At 66.6% G+C, this 11,132-nt stretch carries 7 protein-coding genes; 1 reads left to right on the top strand and 6 read right to left on the bottom strand.

All coding sequences use genetic code 11. The features are described 5' to 3' along the window. Positions 1 to 226: 226 nt before the first annotated feature. From ACFVH0_RS39330 to ACFVH0_RS39305, 6 genes are all read right to left on the bottom strand, one after another. On the bottom strand, positions 227 to 2,599 hold the full coding sequence (locus ACFVH0_RS39330; RefSeq protein ID WP_385828233.1) for a hypothetical protein: 2,373 nt from the start codon (positions 2,597 to 2,599) through the stop codon (positions 227 to 229). Between the two features lie 41 nt (positions 2,600 to 2,640). Next, positions 2,641 to 3,630 (bottom strand): aldo/keto reductase, encoded by a 990-nt coding sequence (locus ACFVH0_RS39325; protein ID WP_385828232.1) that lies wholly within the window; start codon positions 3,628 to 3,630, stop codon positions 2,641 to 2,643. 146 nt (positions 3,631 to 3,776) lie between these two features. After that, positions 3,777 to 4,610, bottom strand: coding sequence for a carbohydrate ABC transporter permease (locus ACFVH0_RS39320; protein WP_317862217.1), 834 nt, complete (start codon positions 4,608 to 4,610; stop codon positions 3,777 to 3,779). Between the two features lie 38 nt (positions 4,611 to 4,648). After that, positions 4,649 to 5,647: a carbohydrate ABC transporter permease gene (locus ACFVH0_RS39315; protein ID WP_385828231.1), complete on the bottom strand. Its 999-nt coding sequence runs from the start codon at positions 5,645 to 5,647 to the stop codon at positions 4,649 to 4,651. Beyond that, on the bottom strand, positions 5,647 to 6,945 hold the full coding sequence (locus ACFVH0_RS39310; protein WP_385828230.1) for an ABC transporter substrate-binding protein: 1,299 nt from the start codon (positions 6,943 to 6,945) through the stop codon (positions 5,647 to 5,649). The genes ACFVH0_RS39315 and ACFVH0_RS39310 overlap by 1 nt, the downstream gene beginning before the upstream one ends. 446 nt (positions 6,946 to 7,391) lie before the next feature. Further along, the gene (locus ACFVH0_RS39305; protein ID WP_385828229.1) at positions 7,392 to 8,192 is read right to left on the bottom strand and encodes a FadR/GntR family transcriptional regulator; all 801 of its coding nucleotides are present in this window, start codon (positions 8,190 to 8,192) and stop codon (positions 7,392 to 7,394) included. A 491-nt stretch (positions 8,193 to 8,683) separates the two neighbouring features. On the opposite strand from ACFVH0_RS39305, the gene ACFVH0_RS39300 reads away from it, so the two are divergent. Further along, complete coding sequence (locus tag ACFVH0_RS39300) at positions 8,684 to 11,008, top strand: Ig domain-containing protein (protein ID WP_385828228.1); 2,325 nt, start codon at positions 8,684 to 8,686, stop codon at positions 11,006 to 11,008. Positions 11,009 to 11,132: the final 124 nt, after the last annotated feature.

The raw sequence follows: 11,132 nt of genomic DNA, 5'->3' as shown, positions 1-11,132 counted from the left end.
TGCCTGCCGCGGGTCACAGACCGTGGACCCGCGCGGCCGTGCCTGCGAACCGGTCGCGCACCGACAGATCCCGGACGTGCTGGTGGGCGTCGATGGTGGTCACGGGGACAGGCTCATTCGGGTCGGTTGTTTCTGACAACGTGTGTTTCTGACAACGTGCTCGGCATGATGTTCCTGTATCCGGCGAAGGTGCTGATGGAACGGGTGCACAGCGAGAACGGCCGGATCAGGCTTGACGTGCGACCTTGCCTTTCCTCGTGATCCGCACGGTGACCGACCCATCTGCCGGGACTTCGACCTGCGGCCAGTCGAGGAACGCCGTGTACCCAAGGGGGCGGGCGGCTTGGCGGGCCGTTTCCGCCAGTACCGACACCCGTGCCGCGTAGGCCGTGTTGTTGGTCAGGCGGACTACGGCTGCCTGACGGCTCTCGCTGACGTGCTCGGCCTCGACATGATCAAAGGGAACGAGAATTCCTTCCCCGGGCCGGACGTAGATTCCGGGAAGTTCGAGTGCCATCAAGACACCATTGGTCTCGGTCCAGGAGTTTCTCGTCCTGATGAAATCACCGACGGCATCCTTGCCCTCGGCATCGCTGGGCTGGATCCGCTCCATGCTCGAACCGATGAGGTAGTCGGTGGTTATGTGTCCTGGCATGTTGACGGCCTCGGCGTGGGCATGCTGGATATCGCTGATGAGTTCAGCGTACTTCTTGTCCCCAGTAGCTCGATAAAGCTTGAACAGGTGGTCGGCGGAGGACGTACAGACACCGGGGGCGGCATGTTTGTTCTGGCTGCTCGCCCAAACGGCGCCCGCCATCCTTCCCTCCAGCCGCGCGATATCACTGCCTGCCGGAAACAGTGGATCGTACGCAAGAGTCCAGGACGAGCACAGAGCGGCCTGGACCTTCGCGCGATTCAGCCATATCTTCTTTCCGGTGTACTGGTACAGAGCCATGAATGACTCCAGGAGACCAAACGCTGTTTCGGAGTCCGCATCCTGTGAAATATCCGCGCACGCTCCGCTGGTGAATCCACGGGACTTGATGTCGCGCGCATAGTAGAATTCGGCTGCTTCCTCGGCCGCGGCCAACCAGTCCGGACGGTGGAAGTATTCAGCCGCCAGGGCGAGCCCGGCCGGAGCGATGGCGCCGGCCGTCGAGTTGTACACGGCGATGTCGCCTGTTTCGGGCACGATGTACTGACCGAATTCTCCGTGCTTTCGCCAGGTCCGGGTGAATGCTTCGGCCAGATTTCCCGCGGCCAGTTCCCAGGATTCCTTGATGGTGTCGCCGTGCCCTTGCGCCTTCAGGAGCATCACATGCTTGATCAGCCAGAAGAGCACGTCTCCGTTCTTGCGCACCATCGCCTGCACAGCAGGGAAGTCGGGGTGGGCCTTCTCCGATCGGATCTCTCCGTCCTCGCTGATGAAGCCGTAGAAGAATCCGCTCCGCCCCTTCATGCGGGAACAGATGAAGTCCAGCTCATCGGATACCCTGCCCCGTTCCGTCGGGTCATTCAGAGCCAGCATGGGGTAAGTGTTGATCATTCCGCTCACCCAGCCCAGTTGAAAGTGACTGGAGTTTTCCGGCAGGTAGTAGCGGCCCGCTTTGGTCTCTGTGAAATTTCCTCGGCAGATGTTGGTGCCGAGCTCGGCCAGCTTACTCATCGGAAGCAGGTTGCGAGGCACGGTGGGGCCGGTGAGCGACTTTCGCACATCCATGAATTTTTGCAGGACTGCCGGAATTCCGTCGGCATCGAAGGTAAAGACCTGGAAGCGAATCGAAACCGCGTCACCGGGAGCCCAGTCCGACGCCCTGTCATCGCTCGTCCGGAAATCGCCGAAACCGGCCACCTGTCGGCGGACAACCGGTGCCGAGATGCTGAATTCACAGCTTTCCCTGCTCGCGCTCTCCTCGACCGAGAGTCCACTGTTGCCCAGGCGGGTTCCCTGCTCGGTGAGGACGATCCAGCCCTTTTTGAACTTGGGCGAGAAGAAGCTCATCGCCGGGGCGGCAGTGCTGAACGTCGCCAGCTCGATCCGCGAAGGTGCCGCAGCATCGACGGCCAGTCGCGGGTTGTTCGATATCGTCAGCGGCGTCTGTGGGTTGTAGTACATGTCGGCCGGATAGTCCGGATTGTATCCGTTGCCGATGGTGCGATAGCGATTTCCGTTGTAGATGATTCCGGGAATCATCACATAGTTGGCGGTCTCCCAGCTCTCGAAGGGGAAATCCACGGAGATCGCGGTTTGTTCTGCCGCCCCCTTCTCCAGGGTGCAGGTCAGGGTGACCTCCCACCCGTGACCATCGGGTACCCGCCGTGTATCCCACTTCAGTTGCCACTGTCGCGGTCCGTCGGTCAGCAGGTCGCCGTCGAATTGCTGGGCCCGGCGCAGCGTCGTGCCGTCATATTCCCGCATCGACACCAGGAGGGAGCCGTGCAACTCACGCAGAGCACGGCTGAGTTCCGCAGCCTGGCCGCTGGCTCCGGCAACCCCTGCGTCGAGCGGTTGGGCTCGCGAGACCGTGGGTTCGAGAGCGATCTTCGCTCCGACTCCGGCGGCCGCCAACAAAGAAAGGCAGTTTCTCCTGTCAAGCATTCTGCAACCATCCTTGTGTGCGTGTTCCAGCGAATTGAGTTTCAGATCAATGTCGGTACAGGCATCGGCACGCCCGGCGGCAGCAGACCCTGGGCACGCAGGGCGAGCCACATCTCCTCGGGGACGGGGTGGCTGATCATCGCGGTGGCGTCCGTCACCTCGGCGGTGCTGCGTGCCCCGAGCAGCACACCGGCGACCGCCGGGTGCCCCAGCGGGAATTGCAGGGCGGCTGCCCGCAGCGGAACCCCGAAGGTCTCGCACAGCGTGCGCAGAGCGAGTGCCCGGTCCAGCAGATGTGCCGGGGCCGGTGCGTAGTCGAAGGTCGCGCCCGGCTGGGGATCGGCGAGGAGGCCCGAGTTGAACACCCCGCCGACCAGCACGGACACTCCGCGTTGCGCTGCCAGCGGCAGCAGCGCGGCCAGAGCGCTCTGGTCGAGCAGGGAGTAGCGGCCGGCCAGCAGAACCACGTCGATGTCGGTGTCGCGGACGAAGCGTGCCGGCATCGCGGTCTGGTTCATGCCGACACCGATCGCGCCGACCGTGCCCTCCGCGCGCATCCGCTCCAGTTCGGGGTAGGCGCAGTCGAAGGCCTCGCGCTCGTGGCCGTCCGGGTCGTGCAGGTAGACGGTGTCCACGCGGTCGAGGCCGAGCCGGGCGAGGCTCTCCTCGACGCTGGTGCGTACACCGCGGGCGCTGAAGTCCCACACCCTTTCGTGGGTGGCCGGGACGGCGAAGCCGTTCGCCAGGTCGTCGCCGGGCAGTCCGGCGCGTGCGCGCAGCAGGCGGCCGACCTTGGTGGACAGCGTGAACTGCGCACGTGGCCGGGTGCGCAGTGCGTCCCCCAGCCGGCGCTCGGACAGACCGAGTCCGTAGTGCGGAGCGGTGTCGAACGCACGGATGCCGCAGTTCCAGGCGGCCTCCACGGTGGCGGCCGCGTCCTCGTCACTGACCGCGTGGAACAGGTTCCCCAGGGCGGCGGCACCCAGTGACAGTGCGTCGACGGCGGTGTGCACGGGTGCTGTGGGATGCATGGGGTGAGGAGTGCCTCTCGCTGAAGGGACGTGAAAGGACATGAACGGGCGTGAAGAGGCGCGAGCGTCCGAAGTCCGAGACATGTGACGGGGCGGGGCTCGCTTCGGTCCCCGCCCCGTCACATGCCCAGCCGTACCTGCCGGTATCAGCCCTTCGTCGCTCCTCCTGTGAGGCCCTTGACGAACTGCTTCTGGAAGGCCAGGTAGAAGACGAGGATGGGCAGTGTCGCCAGGAACATGAAGGCGAAGACCGAGCCGAAGTCCGCCTGGTGTTCGCCGATGGCACGGTAGATGCCGACGGTCACCGTGGTGCCTGCCGCCGGGCCCAGGACGATCAGCGGGTTGAGGAAGTCGTTCCAGATCCAGACGCCGAGGAAGATCACCACGCTGGCCGAGGCCGGCCGCATCAGCGGGAAGACCACCTGCCAGAAGGCGCGGAACGCTCCGGCGCCGTCGATCGCCGCTGCTTCTTCGAGCTCCCGGGGGATCGTCTTGGCAAAGCCCGCGAAGACGAACACCCCGAACGGCATGTAGTAGCCGACGTACGCCAGGACCAGTCCGGGCACGCTGCTCATCAGCCCCAGCGTGCGCAGGACTTCGGTGATCGGGGTGAGGATCACCGCGGGCGGCACCATCAGACCGCAGAGCAGGACGACCATGATGACCTTGGACAGGAAGCCGGTCGACCGGGCCAGGTAGTGGCCGAGCATGGCGGAGATCGCGGTGATGACGAGGATGGAGATCACGGTGACCTCCGTGCTGTTGACCAGCCCGTACCAGAAGAGGTGGTCCGGGCGCGACAGCACGCTCTGGATATTGTCCAGGGTCGGTGGGACCGGGAGGCCGACCGGGTTCGACACGATCGCCGAACCGTCCTTGAACACGTTGACCAGCACGAGGTAGATCGGCAGGAAGAACAGCAGGCCGGCGAGGAGCGCGACGACCGGACGTATCCACGCCCTTGTCCCACCCCTGTTCATGCTCGCGTTCAGGTCCGGGTTCGTCTTCGTGTTCGTGCTCATGCGGACACCTCGCGTTTCTGCAGCCACCCGAGCGCGATCACGGAGACGGTCGCGACCAGGATCAGCATCGCCACGGCCATCGCGGAGGCGTAGCCGACGTGGTTGCCGTTGAACGCGGTCTGGATCACCTGGAAGGCGAGGGTGGACGTGGTGCCGGGGCCGGGGCCGCCGTTGGTGAGCACCTGGATCTGGTCGTAGGCCTTGAATCCGCCGATCAGTGACATGACCGTGTTGATGGTGACGGCGGGTGCCAGCATCGGCCAGGTGACGTGGCGGAACCGCATCAGCGGTCCACAGCCGTCGATGGCCGCGGCTTCGTGCAACTCCTGCGGGATGCCCTGCAGTCCGGCCAGGTAGATCACCACGCAGAAGCCGAGCCCCTGCCAGGCGATGACCCACGAGACCGTGTAGAGAGCGAGGCTCGGGTCGGAGAGCCAGCCCGGCGGATGGCTCACCCCCAGCTGTCGCAGCATGGAGTTGAGCAGGCCGTCGTCGACGAGGATCGCCTGCCAGATGACGCTGACCACCACGGCGCTCAGCACGACGGGTACGAAGAACACGCTGCGCAGAGCGTTGTACAGCCAGCCGCGCCGGTCGAGCAGCAGCGCGATCGCCAGGCCGCCGGCGTTGGTCACCAGCGTCACGATCACGGTGATGACGACGGTGTTCTGAAGTGCTTTGAGGAAATCGTCGTCGGAGAACAGGCCCGTGAGGTTGGACAGGCCCACCCACCGGGTCGGCGGGTTGAAGGGGTTCTTGTTGGTGAGGCTGTAGCCGGCGGTCATGCCGATCGGCACCAGGACGAGGGCCAGGTAGGCGAGCAGTCCGGGAGCCGCGAAGAGAGCGAAGCGGCCCGGTCCGCCGTTCGGCCGGAACCGCCGGGACGGTCGCGACGGCTGCCGCGCGGGGGTGTCCTGTGATCGGACCGCTGCCGTGTCCTGCGCCTCGGGCGCGGCAGCGGAATCCTCCGGTCGAGTCAGGGTGCGTATGCGCATTATCGGGTGGCCTTGTCCCACTGCTCGTCCATGTAGGCACCGAACTGGCGGGCCGTCATGCGGCCGCCGAGGAGATTCTGGACGCCGGCCGCGGCCTTGTCGGCCAGGCCGGGCGGCAGGGAACCGTCACCGGTCTCCTGGGAGAACGAGTTGACGATCCCGTCGTCCTTCTGGGCCTGCCGATACGCGGCCACGGTCCTCTTGTAGACGGGACCCATGGTGCTGGGAGGGCTGTAGCCCTTGATGTCGATGATGAGCCCGTCGGCCTTGACGGCGGCGTCCAGGTTCTTCTGGTCCTCCATGAATGCCTTGGCCCACTTCTTGGCCAGGGGAACGTCGGACGCCTTGGAGCTCACCGTCATCCCGCCGCCGAGGACGCCCGGGAGTGCCGGGGCCCCTTGGTCCGTGGGCCACGCGAAGACGCCCGTGTCGAAGTCCGGCTTCTTCGTGTCGGCCGAGGCGGAGAACCAGCTGCCCATCGGATACATCGCGCCCTTTCCGTCGCGGAAGGCCTGTTCGGTGTCCGCGTAGGAGCGGGAAAGGCCGGCGCGGTCGATGTATCCCTTGTCCGCCAGGCCGGCGACCTTCTGGGCGGCGGCGACGAACGCCGGGTCGGTGAACTTGACCTTGTCCTTGGCGCGTTGGGACAGCCAGTCCGGCGTCTTCTTGTAGACGTCGGTGGCCACCGTGCAGATCAGCGGGAACATGTCGGCCCAGGAATCCTTGCCGCCACCGCCGACCACGAAGGGGTTGATGCCCTTCTTCTTCAACTTGGCGCTGTCGTCGAGCAGTTCTCGGTAGGTGTGGGGCGGTGTGCTGATGCCGGCGGAGGCGAAGTCCTTCTTGTTGTAGTAAACGAGCGTCGTCTGGGCGGCGTAGGGCAGCTGGTAGACCTTGCCGTCATAGGTGTTGGCGCGGGGGTTCTCGTACGTCGCGAGTTCCTTGTCCGTCCACGGTGACAGCTTGCCCGCCTCGGCGAATCCGGCGGGGTTCAGGCCGATCATGATGTCCGGGAACTGACCCGTGCTGTCGAGCTGCTTCGCGTACCCGGTGCGGTCGGCGCTGGGCGACACGAGCTTCTTGACCGTCACCCCGGGCACCTTCGCCGAGGCGCGGACAATCGCGGCGTCCCAGTACTTCGCGTCCAGGTTGGGCGTTTCGAAGGTGAGGAAGGTCAGGGTGACCTTGTCGCCGTCGCCCTTGGACGCACTCGTACCGGAACTGCCTGCCGTGCACCCGGCCAGGAGGAGAGCACCTGCGAGGGCGGCGGTTCTCGTGAGTATCGGATTGTGCATCATGTCCAACTTCCCCTACCCGTCGTTGTCCGGGGGGCGGTACCGAGTCGCTGTCTTGTTCGTACCGAGACGAGAGAGGGAATCCCGCTGCCGACCGTCCACCGAATCCGTTCACATGGTTCAGACTCTTCCCGGAGTCCTGCTGCTCTCGGGGACGACCGCTTCCCCTCAGCGTTCGCCCGTCAGGGCACCTTGGGGTATGGAAGTCCGCGCGCGACGGCATGTCAAGAGATGAGACGGAGTTATTGCCTGAACCAGGGAGGCAATAGATCTGATACATGCCGTCAGAGTCTCGCCGACCTCGACGGATTCGCTTCGCGGGAACGAGACGCGTCGGTGGCGCGGTTCACCACCCCGGCACGCTTCGACCGCCCCGTCGCCCGGTCGTTTCCGGTGTGGGCGGCGGGGCGGGGCGGCGGGGCGCTACTGATCGAGGCTGTCGTCCGCGGTCACGCCCCGTCCCGGCCGGCGGGAGCGGCGGGAGCGGCGAAAATGCGATTGCGGATCTCTCGCTGGACCTGGAGTTCCGTCGTGTCGATATGGCGGGCCATGAGGGCGGCGGCCTGTTCCTGCTCACCGGCCCCGATCGCTTCCAGGATCGCCAGGTGCTGCTCCGCGGCCCCGGCGAGTGATCCCGGTGCGGAGTCGGCCAGAGCCACGATGGTGACCTGTCGCTGCAGCCGCTGGATCGCGTCGACCAGGCTGGAGAGGAACGCGTTCCCCGCTGCCGCGCCGATCGCCTGATGGAACTCCGCGTCGGCCCGGCCGAACGACTCGTGGTCGTTGCGCTCGGCGGCCTCCGCCGAGCGCTGCGCCGCCTCGCGGATCGCCCTGAGCTGAACCGGTGTGGCCCGCGCGGCCGCGAGCCCGCTGGTCTCGGCCTCGGTGAAGCGCCGGAACTCGAACAGCTCACCGACGCGGCTCGGGTCGGTCGGCAGGAAGCGGGAGAAAGTGTCGGACCACAGGTCGTTCCTGGGATGCGCCACGAAGATGCCGCGCCCCTTCTCCACCGAGAGCCTCCCGAGGGCCGAGAGGATCTTGACGCCCTCTCGCACCACCGTCCTGCTCATGTCCACTTCGGCCGCCAGATCCTTCTCCGTCGGCAGCCGGTCGCCGGGCCCCATCCCCTGCCGGGCGACGTACTCCAGGATGCGCTCCGCCGCGACCTCGTAGCCGGGGCGGTAGGGAGCCGCCTCGGTCTCCGTCTCCGATGCCGCGGACGCGGACGCGGGCCGGGAAGATCCAGTCATGTTGCTCCATGTATCCGATGCATGCCGTCACGAAATACCAAGTGCTGGGCCCCCAAGATACCTCCCGGGCCGCCCGTGCAGGGCTGCTCGGACCGCCCCGTGGAGCCCCCGAGCCATCGGGAATAGATCCGAACTAAGCCTTGACGGTCTCCTCGGTGCCGTGCACGCTAGACCGCACTTGTGCTGCGGTAGTTACACAGGAGAAGCAAGCGCACTTCCCTGCACGGGCAGGCCTGTGGGCTCTCCGGCTCACGGGCGTCCGCCGATCCCGCTCTTCGGAACAGCGCGAACCATCTTCGTTGAAGAATACGAACTATCCAGGTGACTTCGTTCGTCGCTCGACGTTTGCCGGCCTTGCGCCCCCATGAGCTGTTCGCCGGCAGTTGATCAGCGATCCCGCGCGTCATCGAGAGTCACTTCACCTAGGAGGACATGTGGACAGGCGTCGCTTTCTGGTTGCCGGCGGCTTGAGTTCGGCCACGGCCGTGGCCATGGCCGCCGGACCCGCGCATGCCGCGCGAACGGCCAGGACCAAGACGTCCCCGTCGCTACGGATCGGGGCGGGCTTCCTGTCGGTGGGCATCAGCGGCTCCGGGTACGTGGACAGCCTGGTGGACCTGCGTGACGGCACCGACCACCTGGCCAAGGACACCCCTGTGCCGCTGGTCAGCGTGGTGGCCGACGGCAAGCACATGGTTCCCGCGAAGGTACGGGTCGTGTCGCTCGACCGGGCGCACCACCGGCAGGTGCTGGAGTTCGTCGGCGAGAGCGTGACGATCCGGGTGGAGGCCGTCGGGTTTCCCACGCATTCGACACTTGAAGTCATCGGCCTGACAGCCGCCTCGGGTGTGGATGTGCAGACGCTGCTGTGGGGTCCGTTGCCGACGACGCTCGACGACACCATCGGCGAGACGGCCGGTGTGGTCGCCAACTCCGATTTCGTCATGGGGGTCCGGCCGCTGAACGACAAGACGGTGGGCGGGTGGCCGAACGAGCATCTGGCGTACGGGTTCGGTCCTGACCTCGTATGGAATCCGTACGGCCTGCAGACCGGTGTGAAGGACGAGTGGCTGGCGAGCAATGTCGCCGCGAAGACCACGTGGGGCAGCGTCCTGCGCGCCACCACCTACGACTACAGCAAGGCACGGGTCCGGCAGCGCACCAACGGTTACGAGATCCCGCTCGGCCCGCTGCCCGCGCCCGAGGGCCGGATCGTCGGGTCGAAGATCGCGCTGTTCGGCAGTGCGCCGGATCTCGCCCTGACCGTGCTCAGCCAGATCGCCAAGGAGCACGACCAGGCGTACCCCACCCTGGACGGCCAGTGGCAGAAGGCGGCCCAGCGCACCTCGCAGACCCACTTCTGGGTCCACGACCTCGACACGGGCACCGTCACAGCGGCCGCCAAGCTCGCCGCGCAGGCCGGGGTGCGGAACATCTACGCGATCAGCGGCAACGGGCCGTGGGTGTCGCACGGGCACTACCAGTTCAACGGCTCCTTCGGCGGATCGGACGCGGCGGCCGCCCAGTTGGTGGCCGCGGCGGCGAAGGAGGGCATCGAGGTCGGAGTGCACACCCTGTCCACCTTCATCGATGCCAACGACCCGTACGTGAAGGTGCCGGCCGATCCACGGCTCGCGGTGGGCGGCTCCGCCCGGCTCACCCGCCCGCTGGCCGGGGCGGACACCACGCTCTACGTGGATGCCAACGGCCTGCTGGCCTCCGGCGTCGACGGTCAACGGCTGCGCATCGGCGACGAGTTCATCACCTACGATTCCGTCACCAAGGTCAGCAACACCGAGTGGCAGGTCAGCGGCCTGAGCCGGGCACAGTGGTCCTCGGCGGCCAAGGACTACCCGGCCGGGACCACCGTCGCCCGGCTCATCCAGAACGGCTACGGCGGCGCGCTGGCCGGTCTGCCGATCACCGACGAGATCGCGACCCGGCTGGCCACCGCCTACAACACCAGCGGCGTCCACGCCACGTCCTACGACGGGCTTGAAGGCACCGGCTACAACGGCTGGGGCGGCTACGGCTTCGCACGGCTCGTCAACGGCGTCCACCGGCAGGTCACCACCAAGAACTTCATCACCGAGTGCAGCAACCTCGCGTCGAATACCTGGGACGCCCAGTCCAGGGCGAGCTGGGGTGAGATCGGCCCCACGAGCTACGCCCAGATCATCCGCAGCAATACCTTCTACCGGGCGAACTACCTGCCCGGGATGATGGGCCAGCAGGGGCTCTCGGGCGGCGACGCCCCGCAGAAGATCGAGGACACCCTGGCGCACGCGGCATCCCTCGACGCCGGCATCAACTTCGAGACCAGCGTGAGCAGCCTCCAGTCCGGGCAGAACACCGCCGTGCTGCTCGCCGCCGTCCGGATGTGGGAGTCCGCGCGCGCATCCGGCGCGTTCACTGCCGAGCAGAAGAAGCAGCTGGGCGTCGCGAGCAGGCACTGGCACCTGAGCGAGGTCACGCCGGACGCCGAGTGGACGCTGCAGGAGATGGACACGTCCGGTCAGCCGATCGGTGACCCGCAGCCGATCAAGGCCCCGACGCCGGGCTTCGCCACGTCGAAGCCGACGGACGCCCGGGTCGGAAAGCTGTACGCCTTCAAGGTGACCTCGACGACTCCGCGGACCATCCGCTACGAGGTCACCGACGGCCGCCTCCCGCGCGGCCTGACCCTCAACCAGGACACCGGTGGCATCACCGGAATCCCGACCGCCACCGGCACCAGCAGGTTCACCATCACAGCAAGGAACGGCGGGACCGTCGCCGACGCGAAGACCACCTACAAGGTGACGACCCGGCCGTGACCGCTGCCGTGGGGGGGGGCCGCCGCCGCGGGGGGGGGGGCCGGGCCGCCCCCGCGCCCCCGGCCCGGCCCCCCCCCCACCCCCCCGACACACTAAGAAGAGAAAGCGATGGGTTTTTGATTAA

The sequence above is a fragment of the Streptomyces sp. NPDC127117 genome, assembly GCF_042677325.1.
Taxonomy (GTDB): domain Bacteria; phylum Actinomycetota; class Actinomycetes; order Streptomycetales; family Streptomycetaceae; genus Streptomyces.
This window is presented reverse-complemented; position numbering and strand designations above follow the sequence as displayed.

Bases quoted from the DNA above. Each gene is read 5' to 3' on its own strand.
- ACFVH0_RS39330 (WP_385828233.1), bottom strand. From the start codon at position 2,599: ATGCTTGACAGGAGAAACTGCCTTTCTTTGTTGGCGGCCGCCGGAGTC.
- ACFVH0_RS39325 (WP_385828232.1), bottom strand. From the start codon at position 3,630: ATGCATCCCACAGCACCCGTGCACACCGCCGTCGACGCACTGTCACTG.
- ACFVH0_RS39320 (WP_317862217.1), bottom strand. From the start codon at position 4,610: ATGAACAGGGGTGGGACAAGGGCGTGGATACGTCCGGTCGTCGCGCTC.
- ACFVH0_RS39315 (WP_385828231.1), bottom strand. From the start codon at position 5,647: ATGCGCATACGCACCCTGACTCGACCGGAGGATTCCGCTGCCGCGCCC.
- ACFVH0_RS39310 (WP_385828230.1), bottom strand. From the start codon at position 6,945: ATGATGCACAATCCGATACTCACGAGAACCGCCGCCCTCGCAGGTGCT.
- ACFVH0_RS39305 (WP_385828229.1), bottom strand. From the start codon at position 8,192: ATGACTGGATCTTCCCGGCCCGCGTCCGCGTCCGCGGCATCGGAGACG.
- ACFVH0_RS39300 (WP_385828228.1), top strand. From the start codon at position 8,684: ATGGCCGCCGGACCCGCGCATGCCGCGCGAACGGCCAGGACCAAGACG.